Raw genomic sequence first — 23774 nt, 5'->3', positions numbered from 1 at the left:
TGCCTGCGGCCGCGTGAACGAGGAGTTCGACCATGTCTACTGCCCCCAATACAGCCAACGTGGATAAAGGCGCAGCCCCGATCGGTGCCAGCCTGGTGCGTGACGTCAGCCTGCCCGCGCTGGTACTGCACCGCGAGGCGCTGGAGCACAACATCCGCTGGATGCAGGCGTTCGTCAGTCACAGCGGTGCAGAGCTGGCGCCCCATGGCAAGACCAGCATGACCCCGGCATTGTTCCGTCGCCAACTGGACGCCGGTGCCTGGGGCATCACCCTGGCCAGTGCCACACAAACCCGTGCGGCCTACGCCCATGGCGTGCGTCGTGTGCTGATGGCCAACCAGTTGGTCGGCACACCGAACATGGCGCTGATCGCCGACCTGTTGGTCGATCCGACGTTCGACTTCTATTGCATGGTCGACCATCCGGACAACGTCGCCGACCTCGGCACCTATTTCGCCTCCCGCGGCGTGCGCCTCAACGTCATGATCGAATACGGCGTGGTCGGTGGTCGATGCGGTTGTCGCAGTGAGCAGGAGGTGCTGGATCTGGCCAAGGCCATCGCCGCACAACCGGCCCTGGCCCTGACCGGGATCGAAGGCTACGAAGGGGTGATTCATGGCGATCATGCCGTGACCGGTATTCGCGATTTCGCCGCGTCACTGGTGCGTCTGGCGGTGCAGTTGCAGGACAGCGGCGCGTTCGCCATTGCCAAGCCGATCATTACGGCATCGGGCTCGGCCTGGTACGACCTGATTGCCGAGTCCTTCGAAGCGCAGAACGCTGGTGGACGTTTCCTCAGCGTGTTGCGTCCCGGCAGTTATGTGGCTCACGATCATGGCATCTACAAGGAAGCTCAGTGCTGTGTGCTCGACCGGCGCAGCGACCTGCACGAAGGCCTGCGTCCGGCGCTGGAAGTGTGGGCGCACGTGCAGTCGTTGCCCGAACCCGGGTTTGCGGTGATTGCCCTGGGTAAACGCGACGTGGCCTATGACGCCGGTTTGCCGGTGCCGTTGCTGCGTTACAAGGCTGGCGTGGTGCCAGCTGTTGGCGATGATGTGAGTGCCTGCAAAGTCACCGCTGTGATGGACCAGCATGCGTTCATGACCGTGGCGCCTGGGGTTGATCTGCGGGTGGGCGACATCATTTCGTTCGGCACTTCGCACCCGTGCCTGACGTTCGACAAGTGGCGCATCGGCTGTCTGGTGGACGAGCAACTGAACGTCATCGAGACCATGGAAACCTGTTTCTAAGGCTTGAGAGCGAGGCGCTCCGTTCGCGAGCAAGCCCGCTCCCACAGGGTTTTGTGTACACCGAAGATCCAATGTGGGAGCGGGCTTGCTCGCGAAGAGGCCCTACCAGACAAAAAGAGAAATCCGCGTATGAACACCATCAACACCCTCGGCCCCGACACCCCACGCATCGCCCTGATCGGCGAGTGCATGATCGAGTTGCAGCATCGCGCCGACGGCAGCCTGCAACAGAGCTTCGGTGGCGACACCTTGAACACGGCGGTGTACCTGTCCCGGGAACTGGGGGCGAATGGCATCGTGGACTACGTCACCGCCTTGGGCGATGACAGTTTCAGCGATGCGATGTGCCGCAGTTGGGCGGCGGAAAACATCGGGCTCGGCATGGTTCAGCGCTTGCCCGGGCGTCTGCCGGGTTTGTATTGCATCCAGACTGACGCGGCGGGTGAGCGGCGCTTCCTGTACTGGCGCAATGAAGCGGCGGTTCGCGATTGCTTCACTACGCCGGCCGCCGAGCCGATCCTGGCGGCGCTGCCGGATTATGACGTGCTGTACTTCAGCGGCATCACCCTGGCGGTGCTCGGCGAGCAAGGCCGGGGAAAACTGCTGGAAACCCTGATCGAAGCGCGCCAGCGTGATGCGCGAATCGTGTTCGACAACAACTACCGGCCACGGCTGTGGGCCTCGGTCGAGGACGCCCGGGCGGCGTATCGCCGAGTGCTGGCGTATGTCGACCTGGCGTTGCTGACAGTGGATGACGAACAGGCGTTGTTCGGTTATGCCGATTGTGACGCGGTGTTTGCCGCGTATGAGCAGATCGGTACGCCGGAGGTGGTGCTCAAGCGCGGTGCTGAAGCGTGCCTGATTCGTTGTACGGGCGAGTCGTTCGAGGTGCCGGCGCAGAAAGTCGAGCGGGTGGTGGACACCACGGCGGCGGGGGATTCGTTCAGTGCGGCGTATCTGGCCTCGCGGCTGAAGGGTGGGAGTCCGGTGGAGGCGGCTGAAGCGGGACATCGGTTGGCGAGCCGGGTGATTCAGCTGCCGGGGGCGTTGATTCCGAAGTAAGCGTTGAATGGCCGCTGGCTGCGCCATCGGTTCGCGAGCAAGCCCGCTCCCACATGGATCCTCAGTGTTCACACGACCTGTGGGAGCGGGCTTGCTCGCGAAGAGGCCCTCAAGCCAAATGCATCAATCCCGGTAGAACACCTGCACCAGGTGATACCCGAACTTGCTCTTGATCGGCCCATGGACCACCCGCAGCGGCTTCTTGAAGATCACCGCGTCGATCACGCCGACCATCTGCCCCGGCCGCACTTCGCCGAGGTCACCGCCGCGCTTGCCCGATGGGCAGGTCGAATACTTCTTGGCCAGCACATCAAACGCTTCACCCTTGGCGATGCGTTGTTTGAGCTGCTCGGCTTCTTCCGAGGTTTTCACCAGAATATGGCGGGCTTGAGCTTTCATGTGGCGGTTACCTTGCAACGGTGGTGGCTATGTGGATGCCAGCGGGGGCGCGCGATTATGCCCCAACTCAGTCCGGTTGACCGATCATCGTGCGAATCTTGTTGGCCAGCAGGTCGATGGAAAACGGTTTGCTCACCATGTCCATGCCTTCTTCCAGGAATCCCTGGCGCTCGGCGGCGATCTCCGCGTAACCGGTCATGAACAGCACTTTCAGTCCGGGGCGATGCTGGCGGGCGATTTCTGCCAGTTGTCGGCCGTTCATGCCGGGCAATCCCACGTCGGTCACCAGCAGGTCCACCCGCAGGTCTGACTCCAGTACCGGCAGGGCGCCCCTGGCATCTTCGGCTTCATGGGCGCGATAACCGAGCTCCTTGAGCAGGTCCAGTACCAGCATGCGTACCGCCGCATCGTCCTCGACCAGCATCACGGTTTCGCCGGCAATCGCCGCCGGTGCCTCGCCGACGACGGGTGACAGGACCTTTTCCGGCTCGATCGAGTGCAGGCGCGGCAGGTACAAGCGCACGCTGGTGCCCCGACCGGGCAGGCTGAACAGACTGACGTGGCCTCCCGATTGCTGGGCGAAGCCGTAAATCATCGACAAGCCCAATCCGGTGCCCTGGCCGATGGGTTTGGTGGTGAAGAACGGGTCGAATGCCTTGGCCAGTACCGAGGGCGTCATGCCGGTGCCGTTGTCACTGACGGCAATCATCACGTAGTCACCGGCCTTGACCGGTTCCAGGGTCGTGAGGTCACTGCCGTCGAGGTACACGTTGGCCGTTTCGATCTGCAACTCACCGCCCTCGTGCATGGCGTCCCGGGCGTTGATCACCAGGTTGAGCAAGGCGTTTTCCAGCTGGCTGACATCGGTGTTGACCCGCCAGACGTTCTCGGCCAATTGCAGTTTGAGTTCGATGTGGTCGCCCTTGGTGCGACTGAGCAGCTCTTCGAGCGAATGAATCAGCTCGTTGGGATTCAGCGGCTTGCGGTTGAGCGATTGACGCCGAGAGAATGCCAGCAAGCGATGGGTGAGCGCGGCGGCACGGTTGGCCGAAGACACGGCCGCCTCGGTGAATCGGCCGATCTCGCTGAAACGCCCGTCGGCGATGTAGCGTTGCATCAGGTCGAGGCTGCCAATGATACCGGTGAGCATGTTGTTGAAGTCATGGGCGATGCCGCCGGTCAGCTGGCCGACCGCTTCCATTTTCTGGGCGTGGCGCAAGGCGTCTTCGGCGCGCTCACGCTCGAACATCTCGTTTTGCAAACGCTCGTTGGCCTCGGCCAGTTGCCGGGTGCGGGCGGCAACCCGTTCCTCAAGGGTTTCGTTCAGGTTGCGCAAGGCTTCTTCGGTCTTTTTGCGTTCGGTTTCGTCGATCACGAAGATGTAGAAGCCGTTCACCGCGCCGTCCGCACCGTGGCGTGGCAGGTAATTCATCAAGGCCTGGCGGATGCTGCCGTCGCGGTGTGGCGTGCTGATGCTGAAACAGCAGGGCCGGCCGGACAGCGCCTCGGTGATGTACGGGGCGCGCAGCGCATAGGCTTCTTCGCCGAGCACTTCAAGAATGGTTCGCCCGTAAAGCTCTTGCGGCGTCAGCCCGTACCAGTCGAGGTACGCCGAATTGTTCAGGCGAAAGCGTTCTTCGCGGTCGACGTAGCTGATCAGGATCGGCATGGCGTTGATGATCAGTTGCAACTCAGTTTGGCTTTGGCGCAGGGCCTGTTCGGTATGTTTGCGTTCGGTCAGGTCCAGGGCGGCGCCGAGGAAACGGGTCGGCCGGCCGTGGTGATCCTTGTAACAGCGACCGCGGGCAAACACCCAGCGCATCTGGCCGTCGGATTGCAGCAGGCGATATTCCTCGGCGTATTCGCTGCCGTGGGTGATGCAATGCTTGATGCTGCGGGCGATCAGGGCACGGTCTTGCGGATGTACGCCATGCAGGTACTCACTGATCGGCAACTGGTTGGCCATGGCCGGGTCGATGCCGTGCAACTGGGCAAAATGCGCATCGGCGATGAAACGGTCCTCACTGATGTCCCAGTCCCAGGTACCGACCGCATCGGTGGCGGCGAGGGCCAGTTGCAGGCGCTCCTCGGTTTCACGTTGGGCCTTGAGGCTGGCCGCCGAGCGCTGTTCGAGCTCGAGGGCGATGCGTCGGCGTTCGTTGGTTTCGATGGCGGTGACCAGAATCCCGGCCACCTCGGCACTTTCGTCGCGGATCGGGCTGTAGGTCAGGTCGAGCCAGAAGTCGGACTCCCGCCCGTCACGTTGCAGGGTAAAGCGTTGTTCGCTGTAGGTTCGTACCTGACCCTGCAGGACGGCGCGGTAAATCGGGTCGGTAAAGTCTTTCAACTCAGGCCAGATCAGGTGTGCCGGTTGTCCGAAAGCATGTGGATGTTTGTTTCCGGCGAGCAGGGCGAAGCCGTCGTTGTAGATCTGCGTCAGTTGCGGGCCCCAAAGCAGCAGCATCGGCATCGGTGAGTGAATGACGATGTCCACGGCGGTTCGCAGGCTCTGTGGCCAGGTGCTGGCAGCGCCCAGCGGACTGTTTGCCCAGTCGAGCCGGGCTATCAGGGCCTGGGCATCACTGCCGGTCGGTATTGCGTTCATCAAGGAGTCCTGCGCCTGAGTCGCTTTATCTGGCAACCATTCTTGCACAGGTTGTTGTAGGAGCGAGCCCGCTCGCGATGGTCGTCAACGATTACGCTGGTTGCCAGGTGCCCCGCGGCGCTCTCGGGTTTATCGCGAGCAAGCTCGCTCCTACAGGTAACCATATTTCAATCCAGGAGTTCGGGTCTGTTCCGGTACTGCTCCAGCGCTTCGGGATTGGCCAGCGCATCGGTGTTCTTCACCTTCTGCCCATGCACCACATTACGCACCGCCAGCTCAACGACTTTGCCACTGATGGTCCGGGGAATGTCGGTGACCGCGACGATTTTCGCCGGTACATGACGCGGCGTGGTGTTGGCGCGAATCGTCTGGCGGATCTGCTGTTGCAATGCCTCGTCCAGTTCGAGCCCTTCGCGCAGCTTTACGAACAGCACCACCCGCACGTCATCCTGCCATTGTTGACCGATGGCCACGCTGTCGAGCACCTGTGGGATTTTTTCCACCTGGCGATAGATTTCCGCCGTGCCGATGCGCACGCCGCCGGGGTTGAGCACGGCATCCGAGCGGCCGTGGATCATCATCCCGCCATGGGGCAGTTGTTCGGCGTAGTCACCCTGGGCCCAGACGCCGGGGAACAGACTGAAATAGGATTTGCGCAGCTTTTCGCCATCGGCATCGTTCCACAGGCCAACGGGAATTGCCGGGAAGTGGCGGGTGCACACCAGTTCGCCTTTTTCGCCGATCACCGGTTGGCCGGCGTCGTTCCACACTTCGACGGCCATGCCCAGGCTCTTGCCCATGATTTCGCCACGCCGCACTGGCGACACAGGGTTGCCGTTGACGAAGCACGAGACGATGTCGGTGCCGCCGGACATCGAGGCCAGGCACACGTCAGCCTTGAAGTCGCGATAAACGAAGTCGTAACTCTGCGGCGACAGCGCCGAGCCGGTGCAAAGCAAGGTCTTGAGGCTGCCCAGGTCATGACTTTCACGCGGCTTGATGCCGCTGCTTTCCAGGGTCGCGAGAAATTTCGGGCTGGTGCCAAAGACATTGATGGACTCGTCGTCGATCAGGTCGATCAAGCGTTGCGGGTCGGGATGGAACGGCGAGCCGTCATACAGCACCACGGAGCTGCCTGTCGCCAACGCCGACACCAGCCAGTTCCACATCATCCAGCCGCAGGTGGTGTAGTAGAACAGGCGTTCGCCGGGGCCGAGATCACAATGCAAGCCGTGTTCCTTGACGTGTTGCAGGAGTACGCCGCCGGTGCTGTGGATGATGCATTTGGGTACGCCGGTGGTGCCGCTGGAGTAGAGGATGTACAGCGGGTGGGCGAAGGGCACCGGGACGAAATCCGGTTCGCCGCCGGGCTCGTAGAAATCGTCCCACAGCGTCACGTTGGCCGGGGTGCGGAAATGTTCGATCCGCGTATGCGGCCGCCCATACGGCAGGATGATCAACTGCTGCAACGACGGCAGGCGTTCGAGGATTTCGTTGACCTTGGCGGTCTGGTCGATCTCCTTGCCGGCATAGCGATAACCGGCGCAGGTCACCAGCACTTTCGGTTCGATCTGGCCGAAGCGGTCAACCACCCCTTGAGTGCCGAAGTCCGGTGAAGAACAGGACCAGACCGCGCCAAGACTGGTGGTGGCGAGCATCGCCACCAGGGTTTGCCAGGTGTTGGGCATGCAGGCGGCGACCCGGTCACCCACACCGACGCCGGCGGCGATCAAACCGTTCTGAAAACCGGCAACCTGTTCTGCCAGTTCGGCCCAGGTCAGGTGTTCGCGTTGACCGTTTTCCCCGATGGCGACCACGGCCACCGCATCGTCGCGACGCAGCAGCAAGTGTTCGGCAAAGTTCAGGGTCGCGCCGGGAAACCACTGGGCGCTGGGCATCTCAGGGCCTTCGAGCAGCACGGTGTCGGGTTGTTCATGAAAACGAATGTCGAAGAAATCGACGATCGCCTGCCAGAAGTCGGGACGTTGCTCGATGGACCATTGGTGCAGGGCAGGGTAGTCGTCAATCTTGAGGTGATACCGCTGATTGACGAAGCGCCGGAAAGCCTCCATGCGCGTCTTGCCAATGCGTTTGGCGTCGGGTTGCCAGAGGATGTCGGACATGGTTTGCCTCTTCTTATGTCTGTAGATCCATTCGCGAGCAAGCCCGCTCCCACATGGAAATGCGATCCCCTGTGGGAGCGGGCTTGCTCGCGAAGAACGATAACGCGGTCCATCGGCCAGTTACTGCGCCAGCCACCCACCATCCACATTCCACGCCGCGCCACGCACCTGGCTGCCGGCATCGCTGCACAGGAACAGCACCAGTTCACCCAGTTGCGGCGGCGTCACAAACTCCAGCGATGGCTGCTTCTCGGCGAGCAAATCGTGCTGCGCCTGCTGCGGATCGACTCCACTGGCGGCACGATCGTCGATCTGCTTTTGCACCAGTGGCGTCAGTACCCAGCCCGGGCAGATCGCGTTGCAGGTGACCTGGGTGGTCGCGGTTTCCAGGGCGACCACTTTGGTCAGGCCGATCACCCCATGCTTGGCCGCGACATAGGCTGACTTGCCCACCGAGCCGACCAGGCCATGCACCGAGGCGATGTTGATCACCCGGCCCCAACCCTTGGCGCGCATGCCCGGCAGACTCAAACGGGTGCTGTGGAACACCGACGACAGGTTGATGGCGATGATCGAATCCCAGCGCTCCACCGGAAACTCATCCACCGTTGCGACGTGTTGAATACCTGCATTATTGACCAGAATGTCGACGCCGCCGAACTCGCGTTCGGCGTAGGCGATCATGTCGGCAATTTGCGCCGGATCGCTGACATCGGCCGGGTGATGGCCGACCTTGCCACCGAATTGTTGCACCTCGGCGATCACGCTGGAGGCATCGCCGAAGCCGTTGAGGATCAGGTTGGCCCCGGCCTTGGCCAGGCTGAGGGCAATCCCCAGGCCGATGCCGCTGGTGGAGCCGGTGACCAGTGCGGTCTTGCCCGAAAGAGTCGTCATGAATACCTCACACAATGCCAGTGGCGTAGAAGGTGCCGATCACCACGAAAACCGCCAGGGTCTTGATCAGCGTAATACAGAAAATGTCTTTATAAGCCTCGCGGTGGGTCAGCCCGGTGACGGCCAACAGGGTAATCACCGCGCCGTTGTGCGGCAGGGTGTCCATGCCGCCGCTGGCCATCGCGGCGACCCGGTGCAGCACTTCCAGCGGAATGTTCGCAGCATGGGCGGCGCTGATGAACTGCTCGGACATCGCCGCCAGCGCGATGCTCATGCCACCCGAGGCGGAACCGGTGATACCAGCCAGCAGGGTCACGGTAATGGCTTCGTTGACCAGTGGGTTGGGAATGCTCTTGAGCCAGTCGGCCAGCACCAGAAAGCCGGGCAGGGACGCGATCACGGCACCGAAACCGTATTCCGAGGCGGTGTTCATGGCCGCCAGCAGCGCACCGCTGACCGCGCTTTTACTGCCTTCGGCGAGTTTGCGGCTGATCGCCTTGTAGCCGAACGCCAGCACCATGAGGATGCCCACCAACAGCGCGGCCTGGACCGCCCAGATCGCCGTGAGCTTGGCGATTTCCGTGGTCACCGGCACGGCCATGCCCGGCAACGCGAGGCTGTGGGTCTTGCCGTACCACTGGGGAATCCACTGGGTGAACAGCAGGTTCATGATGCCCACTGCCAGCAGCGGAGACAGGGCGATCCAGGGATTGGGCAGTTTGATGTCGGCGGCGGTTTCCGGTTCGTTGCGCAGGTCCGAACCATAGCCCTCACCGGTACGCTGGGCCTTGTTGCGCTGGCGCTGGAGAAACAGCATGCCGGCGCAGAACACGAAGATCGTGCCGATCACGCCCAGCCACGGTGCAGCCCAGGCAGTGGTGTTGAAGAAGGTGCTGGGGATGATGTTCTGGATCTGCGGCGTGCCAGGCAGGGCGTCCATGGTGAACGAGAAGGCGCCGAGGGCAATGGTCGCCGGAATCAGCCGCTTGGGGATGTTGCTCTGGCGGAACATTTCGGCGGCAAACGGATAGACCGCGAACACCACCACAAACAACGATACGCCGCCGTAGGTCAGCAGGGCGCAGACCAGCACGATCACCAGCATCGCCTGGCGGGTGCCGAGCAAGCGAATCGCGGCCGCGACGATGGAGCGTGAGAAGCCGGACAGTTCAATCAACTTGCCGAACACCGCACCGAGCAGGAACACCGGGAAATACAGCTTGATGAAACCGACCATTTTTTCCATGAACACCCCGGTGAAAGCGGGGGCGACGGCGGACGGGTCAGTCAGCAGGACAGCGCCGAGGGCGGCAATCGGGGCAAAAAGGATAACGCTATAGCCACGGTAGGCAGCCAGCATCAGCAGCGCGAGGGCTGCCAAGGCAATGATCACACTCATGGTGTGTCTCCTGGTTTGTTATTTTTGTAGGGTGAAACTTGACAGGAGAGGCGTATAGCGAGTTTTGTGCCAGATGCTTAACTTGTTGAAATATAAGGATATATTTTGATCTGGTTGATGCTGTAAGGAAATATTGTCTCTGTATTGAGACCTTTTTCGGTAGTGCCGGCCTCTTCGCGAGCAAGCCCGCTCCCACAGTTGACCGAGTTGGTCAGTGGAACACCCTATCCTGTAGGAGCGAGCTTGCTCGCGATGGACGTTCTATAAAAGGAGATATATGTCTCTTTAGTGAGACTCTGCAATTCCCAAAGCCACCATCTTTTTGTACAACGTCGACCGACCCAACCCCAACCGCGCCGCTGCATCAATCACCTTGCCCCCACATTGCGCGAGGGTCGTTTCGATCAGTTGCCGGTCAAACCGCTCCCGCGCCGCACTGAACGTCTCGTGGGCAATCGGTTCGATGGCCAATGGCGCCACGCGCTCCACCGGGGTGAACGTACCAATCGCTGCACGGATGTCCGCCACCGTCAGGCGCAAGTCATCACTGAGCAAAGCGGCCCGTTCCAGCACATTGCGCAGTTCCCGGATGTTCCCCGGCCAGGCGTGTTGCCCCAACAGTTCCAGGGCATCGTGGTGCAGTTCATGCTGGCTGCGCAGCTCCTCAAGAATCGCCTCGCTGAGCGCCGGCACGTCATCGAGGCGATCGCGCAGGGGCGGAACCTGGATCGGCAACACATTGAGCCGGTAATACAGGTCGGCGCGGAATTCGCCACGCTTGATGGCCGCCTCGAGGTCCGTGGAGGTCGCGGCGATCACCCGCACATCGCTCTGGATCACCTCGTTGGAGCCCACCGGCTCGAATTCCTTTTCCTGCAATACCCGCAGCAGCTTGCTTTGCAGGGGCAGCGGCATGTCGCCGATTTCATCGAGGAACAACGTGCCGCCCTGGGCGATTTGCAGTTTGCCAGCACGGCCCTTGCGGTCGGCACCGGTATACGCGCCGGGGGCGGTGCCGAAGAATTCGGCTTCCAGCAACGATTCAGGAATCGCCGCGCTGTTGATGCTCACGAACGCCTTGTGCGCACGGGGCGAGGCGTTGTGGATGGCCTGGGCCAGCAACTCCTTGCCGGTACCGGTTTCGCCGAGCAGCAGCACCGGCGATTCGGTACTCGCACTGCGCCGGGCGCGACGTTTGACTTCCAGGCTGGCGGCACTGGTGCCGATGAAGTGGGCGAAGTTGTATTTGGTCTGTCGCGCCCGCAGCAGCGAGCGGGTGGAAGCCAGTTCTTCCTGCATGCTCATGTAGCGCTTGAGCATCGGCGACAGGCTGCGCAATTCGTCGAACAGGGCGAAACCGATGGCGCCGATCACCACGCCGGCATCGTCGTGAATCGGCAGGCGCATGACCACCAGCGGCTCTTTGGGGGTGTCTTGCATATCCAGCAAAATCGGCCGGCCGGTGCGCACCACCTCACGCAACAGGCTGCCGGGGATCACGCTTTCGCAGGGTTTGCCAATCGCAACTTCCGCCGATTGCAGGCCAAAGCGCCGGGCATAGCGCTCGTTCATCCAGACGATGTTGGCATCGCGGTCGACAATCACCGTGCCCTCGCTCGATTGCTCGATGATCTCGAACAACGAGCGGATTGCCAGCAAGCGAACGCGCTGGTAGTCCTTGAGGCTTTCGGTGGTGTTCATGGGGGCTGATCCTGATTATGTATTGCCTGTGCTGGCCTCTTCGCGAGCAAGCCCGCTCCCACAGGGGATTTGTGCACGACACAGATCAATTGTGGGAGCGGGCTTGCTCGCGAAGGCCGCGATGCGGTCTAACGGCAAGATTATGCCTGCCCCAACAACGCCGCCGCCAACAGCTCCTTGGTGTACGGATGCTGCGGTGAGGCAAACACCTCATGGCTGGCGCCGCGTTCCACCACTTTGCCGTCCTTGACCACGATCATGTCGTGGGCCAGGGCGCGCACCACCGCCAGGTCATGGCTGATGAACAGATAGGTCAAGCCGTGTTTTTCCTGAAGCTGGCGGAGCAGGGCGACCACCTGTTTCTGCACCGTGCGGTCCAGCGCCGAGGTCGGTTCGTCGAGCAGGATCAGCGCCGGCTTCAGCACCAGCGCCCGGGCGATGGCGATGCGCTGGCGCTGTCCACCGGAGAATTCGTGGGGATAGCGATGGCGGCTTTGCGGGTCGAGGCCGACTTCGCTCAGTGCCCGGATCACTTCGGCATTGCATTCTTCAGCGCTCAACTGGCTGTGCACTTCCAGGCCCTCGCTGATGATCTGCGCTACCGACATGCGCGGACTGAGGCTGCCGAAGGGGTCCTGGAACACCACCTGCATCTTCTTGCGCCATGGGCGTAGCTGCTTTTGCGTCAGGCCATCCAGCGCCTGGCCTTGAAAGCGGATGCTGCCTTCGGAGTCGAGCAAACGCAGGATCGCCTGGCCGAGTGTGGACTTGCCGGAACCGGATTCGCCGACAATGCCCAGGGTCTTGCCACGTTGAATGTTCAGGCTGATGCCATCGACGGCCCGCAGCCAGGTCTTGCGCTGAAACAGGCCTCCACCGACGGGAAACCGCACCTGCAGGTTATCCACCTCCAGCACGTTTTCGCGCGCGTCCCGGGGCAAGGCCTGGCCCTCGGGTTCGGCGTGCAGCAATACGCAGCTGTAAGGGTGCTTCGGCTCGGTGAAAAGGATCTCGCAAGGCGCCTGCTCGACGATTTCCCCGGCCTTCATCACGCACACGCGCTGGGCGATGCTGCGCACCAGATTGAGGTCATGGCTGATCAGCAGCAGCGACATGCCCAGCCGCTGTTGCAGGGATTTGAGCAACAGCAGGATCTTGCGCTGCACCGTCACGTCCAGCGCGGTGGTCGGCTCGTCGGCAATCAGCAGTTCCGGTTCGCACGCCAGGGCCATGGCGATCATCACCCGCTGGCGCTGGCCGCCGGACAATTGATGGGGATAGGCCTTGAGGCGTTCTTCGGGTTTCTGGATGCCCACCAGGTGCAGCAATTCAAGGATCCGCGCTTGCGCGGCTTTGCCCGCCAGGCCTTTGTGTACCAGCAAGGTTTCACCGATCTGCTTTTCGATGCTGTGCAGCGGGTTGAGGGAGGTCATCGGCTCCTGGAAAATCATCGCTATGCGATTGCCGCGCAGTTGTCGCAACTTGCCGGTATCGGCGCCCACCAGTTCCTGGCCGCGATAGCGAATGCTGCCGGTTGTCTCGGTGTCGGTTTGCGGCAGCAACTGGAGGATCGAGTGGGCCGTCACTGACTTGCCCGACCCCGATTCGCCCACCAGCGCCAGGCATTCGCCGGGGCGGATGTCCAGGCACAGATTGCGCACCACGGCCTGCCCGCTGAAGGCCACGCTGAGGTCACGGATTTCGATCAGGTTGGTCATATCAACATCCACATCATGACCGGGGATCAAACGCGTCGCGCAGTGCTTCGCCAATGAACACCAGTAAAGAAAGAATCAGCGCCAGGGTGAAGAACGCCGTCAGGCCCAGCCACGGCGCCTGCAGGTTTTGCTTGCCCTGACCGATCAGTTCACCCAGGGACGCGCTGCCGGCAGGCATGCCGAAGCCGAGGAAGTCCAGCGCGGTCAGGGTGGAAATCGCTCCGGTGAGAATGAACGGCAAGTAGCTCAAGGTCGCGTTCATCGCGTTGGGCAGAATGTGTCGCACGATGACTTTGCGGTCAGTCAGGCCCAGTGCGCGTGCGGCCTTGACGTATTCCAGGTTGCGCCCGCGCAGGAACTCCGCGCGCACCACGTCCACCAGGGCCAGCCATGAAAACAGCGCCATGATTCCCAGCAGCCACCAGAAATTCGGCTCGACGAAGCCCGACAGGATGATCAGCAGGTACAGCACTGGTAACCCCGACCACACCTCCAGCAGACGCTGGCCAAGCAAATCCACCCAGCCGCCGTAATAGCCTTGCAGTGCCCCGGCCGCGATGCCGATCAGGGCACTGACAAACGTCAGCATCAAGGCAAACAGGATCGACACCCGGGCACCGAAGATCACCCGGGCCAGCACGTCCCGTGCCTGGTCGTCGGTGCCCAGCCAATTGACGCTGGAGGGCGGACTGGGGGCGGGTTTGTTCAGGTCGTAGTTAGGGGTGTCATCACTGAACGGAATCGGCGGAAACAGCAACCAGCCACCGTCCTTCTTGATCAGCTTCTGTACATAGTCGCTGCGGTAGTCGGCCTGAAACGGCAGTTGCCCGCCGAACTCCTGTTCGGTGTGGCGCTTGAAGACCGGGAAGTACCACTGGCCTTGATAGCTGACCAATAACGGTTTGTCATTGGCGATCAGCTCGCCGCCCAGGGTCATCAGGAACAGGCCGACAAACAGCCAGAGCGACCACCAGCCCCGACGGTTTTTCTTGAATCGCTCGAAACGGCGACGCGCCAGCGGTGAAAGTTTGAGCATCAGCCGTTCCTCGCGGCGAAGTCGATACGCGGGTCGACCAGGGTGTAGCAGAGGTCGCCGACCAGTTTTATCAGAAGGCCGAACAGGGTGAAGATGAACAACGAGCCGAACACCACCGGATAGTCCCGTGATACCGCCGCTTCGTAGCTCATGCGGCCCAGGCCGTCGAGGGAGAAGATCACTTCGATCAGCAGGGAACCGGCAAAAAAGACACTGATGAACGCCTGGGGAATGCCCGACACCACCAGCAGCATGGCGTTGCGGAATACGTGTCCATAGAGCACACGTCGTTCACTCAAACCCTTGGCCCGGGCAGTGACCACGTACTGGCGGGTGATTTCATTGAGGAACGAGTTCTTGGTGAGGATGGTCAGTGTGGCGAAACCGCCGATCACCAGCGCGGTCACCGGTAACACCAGATGCCAGAAGTAGTCGGCCACTTTGCCAACGGTCGACAGCGATTCGAAGTTGTCCGAGACCAACCCGCGGACCGGAAACCAGTTCAGCGAAGTGCCACCGGCAAAGACCACGATCAGGAACATCGCAAACAGGAACGCCGGCATGGCATAGCCGATGATGATCGCGGTACTGCTCCAGATGTCGAATTGGCTGCCATGGTGCACGGCCTTGCGGATGCCCAGGGGAATCGACACCAGGTAGGTGATCAGCGTCGCCCAGAGCCCGAGGGAAATGGTCACGGGCATTTTTTCGAGGATCAGGTCGGTGACGGTGGCGCCGCGGAAGAAACTCTTGCCGAAGTCCAGGCGCGCGTAGCTGGTGAGCATCAGCCAGAGGCGTTCGTGTGCCGGTTTATCGAAGCCGTACTGTTTTTCAATGTCCTTGATCAGCTGCGGATCGAGCCCGCGACTGGCCCGGGACTTGCCGCTCATGGTTTCGCCGGAGCCGGAGCCGCCGCCGACCGCAGCGCCGCCAATGCCTTGCAGGTGCGCTATGGCCTGTTCGACCGGCCCGCCCGGCGCGGCCTGGACGATGACAAAGTTGACCAGAAGAATGATCACCAGCGTCGGAATGATCAGCAGCAGGCGCCGTAATATGTAAGCCCACATCAGTGCGGCCCTCCGGGTTTGCCACGGCTGATACGCTCGGCGGTCATCTGTTGGTTGGTCAATGGCGTGGTGCTCATCTCCCACCAGCTTTCGATGGCTTCGTCATTGCTCGCTTGCACGTTCGGGATGCCGAAGCGGTTCCACCACACTGTAGAGGTTCCCGGCGGGTAGTAGTTGGGAATCCAGTAGTAGTTCCATTGCAGCACCCGGTCCAGGGCGTGGGCGTAATGCAGCATGTCGGCCTGGGTATTGGCGCGGATCAGCCCGGTGATCAGAGTGTCCACTGCCGGGTTCTTCAACACCATGTAATTGTTTGATCCCGGGTCGGTGGCCGCCGCCGAACTGAAATAGTTGAGCAGTTCGTTTCCCGGAGACGTGGTGACCGGGTAGCCGGTGACGATCATGTCGTAGTCGCGGCTCATCAGGCGATTGACGTACTGGGACGAGTCGATTCGGCGGATGTTCAGGTCGATGCCAATCTGTTTCAACGTGCGTTTATAGGGCAACAGCAGGCGGTCCATGCCGTTCTGACTGACCAGGAACGTAAAACTCAAAGGCTCGCCGTCGGCATTGACCAGTTGATCGCCTTTGGGTTTCCAGCCGGCCTGTTCGAGCAAGTCCAGGGCCTGCAACTGCTTGTCGCGAATCACGCCGCTGCCATCGGTCTTCGGCGCCTCGAACACTTTAGTGAAGACTTCGTCGGGAATCTGCCCGCGCAGCGGTTCGAGAATCGCCAGCTCACCCGCGTCCGGCAGTTTGCGGGCAGCAAGATCAGTATTGGAGAAAAAGCTCTGCTGGCGGATGTACATGTCGCGCATCATCTGCCGGTTGCTCCACTCGAAGTCCCACAGCATCACCAGGGCCTGGCGCACGCGACGGTCCTGGAACATGGGCTTTTGCAGATTGAACACAAAACCCTGGGCCGGCTGCGGCGCTTCGGTGGCGAGGTGGGCCTTTTGCAGGCGACCGTCGCTCAGGGCCGGGCTGTCGTAGCCGATGGAATAGCTGGTGGCGGAAAATTCGCGATTGTAGTCATAGGCGCCACCGCGCAGGACCTGGCGCGCCACGTCGGTATCGCCGAAGTACTCGATGCTGAAATGATCGAAGTTGTACAGGCCACGGCTGACCGGCAGGTCTTTACCCCACCAGTCGGGATTGCGCTCGAACGTGATGCTGCGCCCGGAATCGATCTTGCCGACTTTATAGGGACCGCTGCCCAACGGCGCTTCATAGCCGCCGCCACTGGCGAAGTCGCGGGTCTTCCACCAGTGTTCGGGAAACACCGGCAGGGTCGCGATATCCAGCGGCAGGGTGCGATTTTCGCTGTTCCTGAAATCAAAGCGGATGGTTAGCGGTGATTCCACTTCGACGCCTTTGACGTCGGCGAACTGGGTGCGGTAACGCAGGCTGCCCTGGGTCATCAGCAGGTCGAAGGTGTAGCGCACGTCTTCGGCGGTAATCGGTTTGCCATCGGCAAAGCGCGCTTTGGGGTTGAGGTAAAAGCGTAGCGACAGGCCGTCCCCGGAGCGCTCCATTTTCTCTGCCACCAGGCCGTACACGGTGTACGGCTCGTCCAGCGAGCGCTGGGCCAGCGGTGAATAGAGCAAGCCGTCGATCTGTGTGACGCCGATGCCTTTGTCGATGTAAGGCAAGACATGGTCGAACTGACCGATTTCGATTGCCGAGCGCCGCATCGTGCCGCCCTTGGGGGCCTGCGGGTTGGTGTAGGCGAAATGACTGAAGCCGGCAGGGTATTTTGCCGGTTCGCCGTACACGGTCATTGCCGGTTGCGGTGCTGCATTCACACCCGCGGCACCCGACAACAGGGCCACGGTCGTGAACAACAAGGTAGTGAAAGCCAGTCGCATTTTCAGCCTTAGAGCCGGGTGGTCGTTAACCACAATTTGTACGCTAGCGGCGCGTCCCTCGCCAGCCGAATTACGTGTCGGAAACACAACGGCCCACCAAAAGGCGGGCCGTTGTGTGAATGGCTCAAGCGTCGATCAGTCCTGACGGCTGGTCACTTCCAGCAGGTGGTAACCGAACTGGGTCTTGACCGGGCCCTGGACCACGTTGATCGGCGCGCTGAAGACCACGGTGTCGAATTCCTTGACCATCTGGCCCGGACCGAACGAACCCAGGTCACCGCCCTGGCGGCTGGAAGGGCAGGTGGAGTTTGCCTTGGCAACCTCGGCGAAGTCGGCGCCGGCCTCGATTTGAGCCTTGAGTTCGTTGCACTTGGCTTCCGAGGCAACAAGGATGTGACGGGCAGTGGCTTTAGCCATGGGAAAATACTCCTTTCAATACTCGATAAAGTGCTGAGCCTACCGGATTCAGTGAGCTATTTCTCCTCAAAGTTCCGTTCCACGCGGGATCCACGGCGGGTGACGCCTCAAAGACCGGCGTCTTTCAGTCGCCCGGCATGCTGGACATACAATTCAATCGGGTCGACTCCCGTGCGCAACTGGCCGGTCGGTTGGCCAATGGTGTCCAGATGATCCAGCGCATAGTCGGAACGGATGACCGTGCCCAGATGGGAACTGAAGCGACCGACCAAACCGTCGTTCTGCTCGCCTTCCGTGACGAAATAAACGGAAAGGGCCCGACACAGGGCATGGAGCGGATCGAGCGCATAGAGTCCTTCTTCGAGAACATTCGACTGCAGCACGCCGCTCCACGAGTAGTAACGAACACCGTTGACCCGTTCGCGCCCCTTGCCACCCCAAGTGGTCGGCAGGCCTTGCGGGTACTTGTCGTTGAATGCGCTTACGCCTTCGGTGGTCAGCGCATTGAGGGCCGCAATGGCACTCCGCGGTTGGTACTGATTGTCGCTTAATGTCGCGAGGAAGTCGGCGAAGACGGTCACCACCGTCTCGGCCACATGTTCCGGAAGGCAGCCCGGCGTCAAAGCCTTGCGCAGGAAATCGGCCAGTTCCGAGCCATGGTTCGGCCCGCTGACTGAAGTCACCGACGCGACCCTGTTTGGCGCAATCGCTGCGGCATAACGTGCAGTCAGTGCGCCCTGGCCATGGCCTATGAGGTTGACTTTGCTTGCACCGGTTCCTTCCAGTACCCGCTCGATCTGCGTGAGTAATTGGTCACCGCGTACCTCGTTGTCATGGGCGGCCGACAAATGGGGAACGAACACCCTTGCTCCGGCGTTCCTCAGCGCCTGCCTGATGTCGTGAAAGAGCTCGAACTTGCCGATTCTTTCGAAACCGAAAAGGCCGTGGACCAGCAGTAACGGATAACAAGTGTTTGCATTCCTTTGCATATTCATACCTCAACGCAGAAGTTCATTGGGACTGCATGGCGTTTCACTCTAAAACACTCGAGGTTGGTGTGATGTATGAATAGTCCGCCGAAGCTTGCGAAAAGCGGAATAGAACAGGTACGAATGCTTAAGAGTGGTTGAGGCATTAGTCGGAATGGTTTGACGACTTTTCGCGGCAATCCGCTTGCTACTGATCAAAGACCTACTTCGGATATATCTTTTTTCCAGGCGAGCCGGAGCGAGGGGCTGACATCACTACTGTTGACCGTGAGATTAAATTGTCGTCATCCAACGCCGACCACCTGTTCGGCGTTCATTCCAGGGACTGGAGCGAATGAATGACTGTTTATGAACCCGATACCTTGAGTCTCGCGCAGCAACCTTTACCACTTCCCATACTTGAACAGGCGGAAAACGGCGTTCTGAACCCCGCTGACAGAAAAGCCGTCATCAGGGTTTTGCCTTATCCAGGCATGACCTGCGGCGACAAGTTGCTATTGCATTGGGCGGGGCTGGACGCCGATGGCCTTGCCTGCAATCTTCAGGTGGCACGCTTTGTCAGTGAGGACCGGGTCGGCGAGGACATGATCTTCACTGTGGGCAGCGCACCTATCGTGGCGCTTGACGGTGGCTCACTCGAAATCAGTTACTCACTCATGAGCAGCTGTTTTACGGAGCCTGTGAATTCCCATCGTTTGCAACTGTGCGTAGGTGATGTGCAATCGGACCTGTTGCCTGCGACGGTGAACGATACGATGGGTAGAACGCTTGATCCGGGTCGGGTGGAGGAAGGGGCGATCGTCACGATCAAACCCTATGCGCGCATGGCGGCAGGCGACTGGGTGTTGCTGTCCTGGGCTGGCGTTTCGATCGAAGGAAGTTTCAGTGACGCACTCAAGGTCGAGTCCTTTTCCGTGGGGGACGAACTGTCGTTTTGGGTGAGCCCGGAGTACATTGCGGCCAACCTGGGCTCCCGGGTTTCCGTCGACTATTGCGTCAAGCAAGCAGGGCATGGTCCCCGTTACTCTGAAGTAACGACACTGATGATCTGCAAGCCGGGGCGGGGGGCACTGCCAGCGCCCACTGTGCTGGAAGCAGACGAAGGTTGGGTGGATCTGCTTGATGCACAGGATGGCGTGACCATCGTCATCGAAAACCCCAGGGCTCAAAAAGGGGAGCTGGTTTACCTGAAATGTGACGGGGAGAGCTTCAATCACTGTGACGACCGCGAAATAACCAGAGACACGGCCGGCGAACCGTTGGTGTTCATAGTTCCCTACCGCTTCTGGATTGAGCATCGAGATTCTGCGATCCGTGTTTCCTATTCTGTCGAACGCCTTGATGACACTTGCCAGCATTCCGGGGCGACGCTGGTGAAGGTGCAGTCCCTGATGGGGCATTGATTGCCATTTGCCCTCCAGTCTTCGAATGAAGGCCGGAGGGCGGATGGATGATGCCGACTATCAGGCGTTGCCTTGCGCTCGCAGCCGATCTGCCGCTTCAAGCAACAGTTGTTCTGTTCCGGCCCAACCGAGGCAGCCATCGGTCACTGACACACCGTATTGCAATGACGAGCTCAACGGCTGGCAGCCCTCGAACAAATGGCTTTCGATCATCATGCCAATCAGCGAACGATCACCTTGCATACGTTGTTCAAGCACATCGTTGAACACGGCCGGCTGGCGCAACGGGTTTTTACCACTGTTGGCGTGACTGCAGTCGACCATGATACGAGCCGGAATCCTGAGCCTGGACAGGTCGCTGTTCACCTGCGCGACGCTGGCTCTGTCGTAGTTCGGTCCGCGATGGCCGCCGCGCAATACCAGGTGAGTGTCCGCATTGCCGGGGGTTTGAATGATCGCCGGGTGTCCCTGGCTATCGATACCGAAATGACGATGGGGGTGGGCCGCGGAGCGCATGGCGTCACTGGCGACAGCGACACCTCCGTCAGTCCCGTTCTTGAACCCTACAGGCATGCCCAGGCCGCTGGCCATTTCCCGATGGATCTGCGACTCCGTCGTCCGGGCGCCAATCGCCACCCAGCTCAACAGATCATCGAAGTAACCTGCCGCCATCGGTTGCAGCAGTTCAGTGGCCACGGGCAGGCCCAGGCGGAGCATTTCGCGCATCAGCTCGCGGGACAGCGTCAGGCCGGCGGCCATGTCATCGCTGCCATCCAGATGCGGGTCGTAGGCCAGGCCTTTCCAGCCAACCGTGGTACGGGGTTTTTCGACGTAGGCGCGCATCACCAGCAGCATCTGGTCGCTGACTTCGGCGGCGAGGCGGGCAAGGTTGCCGGCGTATTCGATGGCTGATTTCGGATCGTGTATCGAGCATGGGCCGACGATGACCAGCAGACGGGAATCTTCACCGTTGAGGATCGCCCGAACCGCTTGGCGGTGGGCGGCGACTTGCTGGATCAGGGCGTTGCCGAGGGGCAATTGCTGTTTGAGTTGCAATGAGCTGGGCAGGCGCAGGGTCAGCACTTCATTGGCAGGGCTCAAGGTGGACAGCGGCAGTGCAGAGACGGACGAATTCATATTCAAGGCTTCCTGGGCTGGTGGCGGGTTCATGCCCGCGCGCTCGGCCCTACTGGGGTGTTCGACAATTGGCCAGATTGGCTGCGTGTGTGTGCTTGCCACCTGTGGGTGACCGATCGGAGGCGGCAGGCTGTCCCGAGCGGAGGGTGGTAAATCGCCAGGCGGTAAAACTGTCGTAACGGTAATAGGTGGCGTAGTTCATGTTCTGAATCCTCTGAATGACTGATGTGTCGCTAAAAGTGATGGGGCTGAAAAAACAAAACCCCCGGTCGGGAGGCCGACCGGGGGTTGAGAATTCTCTGGTGGCGACCCGTTTAAAGTGGGCGCCGTGTGGGTATCAGGCGCGCCAGTGGCTAAACCAATACCCAAAATAAAAGCTGACCGGAGCACAACCGTTGTTCACCCGGGCAGCCGCAACCGAGCGCAAGGCGCTGGCGGTACGAAGCTGCAAGAGAGTGTTGAACATGGTCTGTCTCCGATGGATGGACCGAGCTTACTAGAGGCCGGTACGCAGATTCAATCAGAAAATGCTATCGGCCAACGACGGCGCTTTCTATCACTTGAGTGCTCCGAAGGTTGTGACACACTCTGCACCTCAACAACAAACATATCGTCACAAGGACGCACCATGACCGTACTGACCCTCTCCGTGGAGCTGGAATGATGGAACGCCAATGGCGTCCGGCAACACCGGATGACCTGGAATTCGCCCGCGAACTGACCTGTAGAGGCATGCTGCGTTACTACATCGAGCATGATCTGTTGTGGCAGGACGAAGCGTTCGACGTGGCCTGGGCAGGACGAGACAACCGATTGATTGCAAGGGGCGACAATGTCCTGGGTTATGTCAGCCTGAGTCGTGATGCCAGAGCCTTGTATATCCGCGAATTGCATATCGTCGAAGCGTTTCGTGGGCAGGGCACAGGATCCTGGGCGATCGATCAGGTACTGGCTCTCGCGCGTAAGGAGCGGCGCCCGGCGTTGCGCCTGACGGTTTTCCAAAACAACCCGGCGCAAGTGCTGTACGAGCGCAAGGGACTGAGGGTGGCAGGCAAGGACGAATGTTTCCTGAGGATGCAGCTGGAGATCCCGGGCCCGCATTGCTGAAACACGCTTGCAACAAGCCTTTCAAGATGAATTGAAACTTTTAATCTGACGCTTTCCGCTAGGTCTGCCAGATGCTTTTTGCTAAGGTGTCTGGCAACCGAATAAGACCATATCGCGAGGTGTCTGCTTGATTAGGGTTCTAGTAGTCGATGACCATGATCTCGTTCGTACAGGCATTACACGAATGCTGGCTGACATCGATGGCCTGCAAGTAGTCGGCCAGGCCGAGTCGGGTGAAGAATCCCTGCTCAAGGCGCGTGAGCTGAAGCCCGATGTGGTGTTGATGGACGTCAAGATGCCGGGTATCGGCGGGCTCGAAGCCACTCGCAAATTGCTGCGCAGCCATCCGGATATCAAGGTCGTCGCGGTGACCGTGTGTGAAGAGGACCCGTTTCCTACACGGCTGTTGCAAGCCGGTGCGGCAGGGTACCTGACCAAAGGGGCAGGCTTGCCGGAAATGGTCCAGGCCATCCGCCTGGTGTTCGCCGGGCAACGTTACATCAGCCCGCAGATTGCCCAGCAGCTGGCGATCAAGTCATTCCAGCCCACCAACGATTCACCTTTCGATGCATTATCGGAGCGGGAAATCCAGATCGCGCTGATGATCGTCGGTTGCCAGAAAGTACAGATCATTTCCGACAAATTGTGCCTGTCCCCGAAAACCGTGAACACCTACCGTTACCGCATCTTCGAAAAGCTTTCGATCAGCAGTGATGTCGAGTTGACGCTGTTGGCGGTTCGACATGGCATGGTCGACGCCAGCCTCTGAAAATGACCGACACCTTTGATCCGAGCGCCTTTCTGTCGACCGTTAGCGGCCGCCCCGGCGTGTACCGCATGTTCGACAGCGAAGCGCGGTTGCTCTATGTCGGCAAGGCGAAAAACCTCAAGAATCGCCTGTCGAGCTACTTTCGCAAGACCGGGCTTGCCCCCAAGACCGCCGCACTGGTAGCGCGAATCGCCCAGGTCGAAACCACGATCACGGCCAACGAAACCGAAGCCTTGCTGCTTGAGCAGACGCTGATCAAGGAATGGCGCCCCCCCTACAACATCCTGCTGCGCGACGATAAGTCCTACCCTTACGTCTATCTCTCCGACGGAGAGTTTCCACGCCTGAGCATTCACCGCGGCGCGAAAAAGGCCAAGGGCAAGTATTTCGGTCCTTACCCGAGCGCCGGTGCGATCCGCGAAAGCCTGAGCCTGCTGCAAAAGACGTTTTTCGTTCGGCAATGCGAAGACAGTTATTACAAGAACCGAACCCGTCCCTGCCTGCAATACCAGATCAAACGTTGTAAGGCGCCCTGCGTCGGGCTGGTCGAACCCCAGGTGTATGCCGAGGATGTGCGTCACTCGGTGATGTTTCTTGAGGGGCGCAGCAATGCCCTGACTGACGAGTTGTCCGCCGGGATGGAAGAGGCGGCAATAAATCTCGAGTTCGAACGAGCAGCCGAGTTGCGGGATCAGATTGCGTTGCTGCGCCGGGTTCAGGATCAACAGAGCATGGAAGGCGGAACCGGAGACGTCGATGTGATTGCTGCCTTCGTCAACCCGGGCGGTGCCTGTGTTCACTTGATCAGCGTGCGGGGCGGGCGGGTACTG

19 protein-coding genes are annotated in these 23774 nt (G+C 60.5%); 6 read left to right on the top strand and 13 right to left on the bottom strand.

Annotated features, from left to right (window positions below; all coding sequences use genetic code 11):
- Positions 1-32 precede the first annotated feature (32 nt).
- Complete coding sequence (locus ACCD00_RS08290; RefSeq protein ID WP_413423502.1) at positions 33-1250, top strand: amino acid deaminase; 1218 nt, start codon at positions 33-35, stop codon at positions 1248-1250.
- A gap of 129 nt (positions 1251-1379) precedes the next feature.
- The gene (locus ACCD00_RS08285; RefSeq protein ID WP_413423500.1) at positions 1380-2312 is read left to right on the top strand and encodes a sugar kinase; all 933 of its coding nucleotides are present in this window, start codon (positions 1380-1382) and stop codon (positions 2310-2312) included.
- 123 nt (positions 2313-2435) lie between these two features.
- Here the strand turns inward: ACCD00_RS08285 and ACCD00_RS08280 are convergent, their stop codons facing one another.
- The 12 genes from ACCD00_RS08280 to ACCD00_RS08225 all read right to left on the bottom strand — a co-directional run bounded on the left by ACCD00_RS08280 (position 2436) and on the right by ACCD00_RS08225 (position 18528).
- Positions 2436-2711 (bottom strand): peptidylprolyl isomerase, encoded by a 276-nt coding sequence (locus tag ACCD00_RS08280; protein ID WP_007898282.1) that lies wholly within the window; start codon positions 2709-2711, stop codon positions 2436-2438.
- Positions 2712-2778: 67 nt separating this feature from the next.
- Entirely contained in the window at positions 2779-5316 is a 2538-nt protein-coding gene (locus ACCD00_RS08275) for a PAS domain S-box protein (protein ID WP_413423498.1), read from the bottom strand.
- Between the two features lie 167 nt (positions 5317-5483).
- A complete protein-coding gene (locus ACCD00_RS08270; protein WP_413423496.1) occupies positions 5484-7439 on the bottom strand; it encodes an acetoacetate--CoA ligase in 1956 nt (651 codons plus the stop codon).
- Between the two features lie 120 nt (positions 7440-7559).
- Positions 7560-8333 (bottom strand): 3-hydroxybutyrate dehydrogenase, encoded by a 774-nt coding sequence (locus tag ACCD00_RS08265; protein ID WP_413423494.1) that lies wholly within the window; start codon positions 8331-8333, stop codon positions 7560-7562.
- A gap of 7 nt (positions 8334-8340) precedes the next feature.
- Complete coding sequence (locus ACCD00_RS08260; RefSeq protein ID WP_413423492.1) at positions 8341-9732, bottom strand: GntP family permease; 1392 nt, start codon at positions 9730-9732, stop codon at positions 8341-8343.
- A 285-nt stretch (positions 9733-10017) separates the two neighbouring features.
- Entirely contained in the window at positions 10018-11433 is a 1416-nt protein-coding gene (locus tag ACCD00_RS08255) for a sigma-54 interaction domain-containing protein (RefSeq protein WP_413423490.1), read from the bottom strand.
- Positions 11434-11573: 140 nt separating this feature from the next.
- Positions 11574-13151: an ABC transporter ATP-binding protein gene (locus ACCD00_RS08250; protein WP_413423488.1), complete on the bottom strand. Its 1578-nt coding sequence runs from the start codon at positions 13149-13151 to the stop codon at positions 11574-11576.
- Positions 13152-13164: 13 nt separating this feature from the next.
- Entirely contained in the window at positions 13165-14187 is a 1023-nt protein-coding gene (locus tag ACCD00_RS08245) for an ABC transporter permease (protein WP_413423486.1), read from the bottom strand.
- Positions 14187-15254 carry a microcin C ABC transporter permease YejB gene (locus ACCD00_RS08240; protein WP_413423484.1) on the bottom strand — a complete coding sequence of 356 codons (1068 nt, stop codon included), beginning with the start codon at positions 15252-15254 and terminating at the stop codon, positions 14187-14189. The genes ACCD00_RS08245 and ACCD00_RS08240 overlap by 1 nt, the downstream gene beginning before the upstream one ends.
- The gene (locus ACCD00_RS08235) at positions 15254-17122 is read right to left on the bottom strand and encodes an extracellular solute-binding protein (RefSeq protein ID WP_413423482.1); all 1869 of its coding nucleotides are present in this window, start codon (positions 17120-17122) and stop codon (positions 15254-15256) included. Before ACCD00_RS08235 ends, ACCD00_RS08240 begins: the two co-directional genes overlap by 1 nt.
- 135 nt (positions 17123-17257) lie before the next feature.
- On the bottom strand, positions 17258-17539 hold the full coding sequence (locus tag ACCD00_RS08230) for a peptidylprolyl isomerase (RefSeq protein ID WP_007984657.1): 282 nt from the start codon (positions 17537-17539) through the stop codon (positions 17258-17260).
- A gap of 107 nt (positions 17540-17646) precedes the next feature.
- Positions 17647-18528 carry an esterase/lipase family protein gene (locus ACCD00_RS08225; protein WP_413423579.1) on the bottom strand — a complete coding sequence of 294 codons (882 nt, stop codon included), beginning with the start codon at positions 18526-18528 and terminating at the stop codon, positions 17647-17649.
- Between the two features lie 338 nt (positions 18529-18866).
- On the opposite strand from ACCD00_RS08225, the gene ACCD00_RS08220 reads away from it, so the two are divergent.
- Positions 18867-19931 (top strand): hypothetical protein, encoded by a 1065-nt coding sequence (locus ACCD00_RS08220; protein ID WP_413423480.1) that lies wholly within the window; start codon positions 18867-18869, stop codon positions 19929-19931.
- 60 nt (positions 19932-19991) lie between these two features.
- Here ACCD00_RS08220 and ACCD00_RS08215 read toward each other — a convergent pair whose 3' ends face one another.
- Positions 19992-21068, bottom strand: coding sequence for a 3-deoxy-7-phosphoheptulonate synthase (locus ACCD00_RS08215; protein ID WP_413423478.1), 1077 nt, complete (start codon positions 21066-21068; stop codon positions 19992-19994).
- Between the two features lie 663 nt (positions 21069-21731).
- Between ACCD00_RS08215 and ACCD00_RS08210 the strand changes: the two genes are divergently transcribed.
- The 3 genes from ACCD00_RS08210 to uvrC all read left to right on the top strand — a co-directional run.
- Entirely contained in the window at positions 21732-22175 is a 444-nt protein-coding gene (locus ACCD00_RS08210) for a GNAT family N-acetyltransferase (protein ID WP_413423577.1), read from the top strand.
- Between the two features lie 127 nt (positions 22176-22302).
- A complete protein-coding gene (gene uvrY / locus ACCD00_RS08205) occupies positions 22303-22944 on the top strand; it encodes a UvrY/SirA/GacA family response regulator transcription factor (RefSeq protein WP_008015884.1) in 642 nt (213 codons plus the stop codon).
- 2 nt (positions 22945-22946) lie between these two features.
- Positions 22947-23774, top strand: an 828-nt coding sequence (uvrC, locus tag ACCD00_RS08200; protein WP_413423476.1) for an excinuclease ABC subunit UvrC, incomplete at its 3' end; no start/stop codon positions are given.

Source organism: Pseudomonas sp. Pseusp3 (assembly GCF_047304225.1).
Classification (GTDB): domain Bacteria; phylum Pseudomonadota; class Gammaproteobacteria; order Pseudomonadales; family Pseudomonadaceae; genus Aquipseudomonas; species Aquipseudomonas fluorescens_CD.
Note: the sequence above shows the minus strand (reverse complement) of the source record. Positions and strands in the feature narration are given on the sequence as shown.

Coding starts and splice junctions, on each gene's coding strand:
- ACCD00_RS08245 (WP_413423486.1), bottom strand. CDS start 14,187: ATGCTCAAACTTTCACCGCTGGCGCGTCGCCGTTTCGAGCGATTCAAG.
- ACCD00_RS08255 (WP_413423490.1), bottom strand. CDS start 11,433: ATGAACACCACCGAAAGCCTCAAGGACTACCAGCGCGTTCGCTTGCTG.
- ACCD00_RS08265 (WP_413423494.1), bottom strand. CDS start 8,333: ATGACGACTCTTTCGGGCAAGACCGCACTGGTCACCGGCTCCACCAGC.
- ACCD00_RS08230 (WP_007984657.1), bottom strand. CDS start 17,539: ATGGCTAAAGCCACTGCCCGTCACATCCTTGTTGCCTCGGAAGCCAAG.
- ACCD00_RS08270 (WP_413423496.1), bottom strand. CDS start 7,439: ATGTCCGACATCCTCTGGCAACCCGACGCCAAACGCATTGGCAAGACG.
- ACCD00_RS08275 (WP_413423498.1), bottom strand. CDS start 5,316: ATGAACGCAATACCGACCGGCAGTGATGCCCAGGCCCTGATAGCCCGG.
- ACCD00_RS08220 (WP_413423480.1), top strand. CDS start 18,867: ATGACTGTTTATGAACCCGATACCTTGAGTCTCGCGCAGCAACCTTTA.
- ACCD00_RS08285 (WP_413423500.1), top strand. CDS start 1,380: ATGAACACCATCAACACCCTCGGCCCCGACACCCCACGCATCGCCCTG.
- ACCD00_RS08250 (WP_413423488.1), bottom strand. CDS start 13,151: ATGACCAACCTGATCGAAATCCGTGACCTCAGCGTGGCCTTCAGCGGG.
- ACCD00_RS08210 (WP_413423577.1), top strand. CDS start 21,732: ATGGAACGCCAATGGCGTCCGGCAACACCGGATGACCTGGAATTCGCC.
- ACCD00_RS08260 (WP_413423492.1), bottom strand. CDS start 9,732: ATGAGTGTGATCATTGCCTTGGCAGCCCTCGCGCTGCTGATGCTGGCT.
- ACCD00_RS08290 (WP_413423502.1), top strand. CDS start 33: ATGTCTACTGCCCCCAATACAGCCAACGTGGATAAAGGCGCAGCCCCG.
- ACCD00_RS08225 (WP_413423579.1), bottom strand. CDS start 18,528: ATGCAAAGGAATGCAAACACTTGTTATCCGTTACTGCTGGTCCACGGC.
- ACCD00_RS08280 (WP_007898282.1), bottom strand. CDS start 2,711: ATGAAAGCTCAAGCCCGCCATATTCTGGTGAAAACCTCGGAAGAAGCC.
- ACCD00_RS08215 (WP_413423478.1), bottom strand. CDS start 21,068: ATGAATTCGTCCGTCTCTGCACTGCCGCTGTCCACCTTGAGCCCTGCC.
- ACCD00_RS08240 (WP_413423484.1), bottom strand. CDS start 15,254: ATGTGGGCTTACATATTACGGCGCCTGCTGCTGATCATTCCGACGCTG.
- ACCD00_RS08235 (WP_413423482.1), bottom strand. CDS start 17,122: ATGCGACTGGCTTTCACTACCTTGTTGTTCACGACCGTGGCCCTGTTG.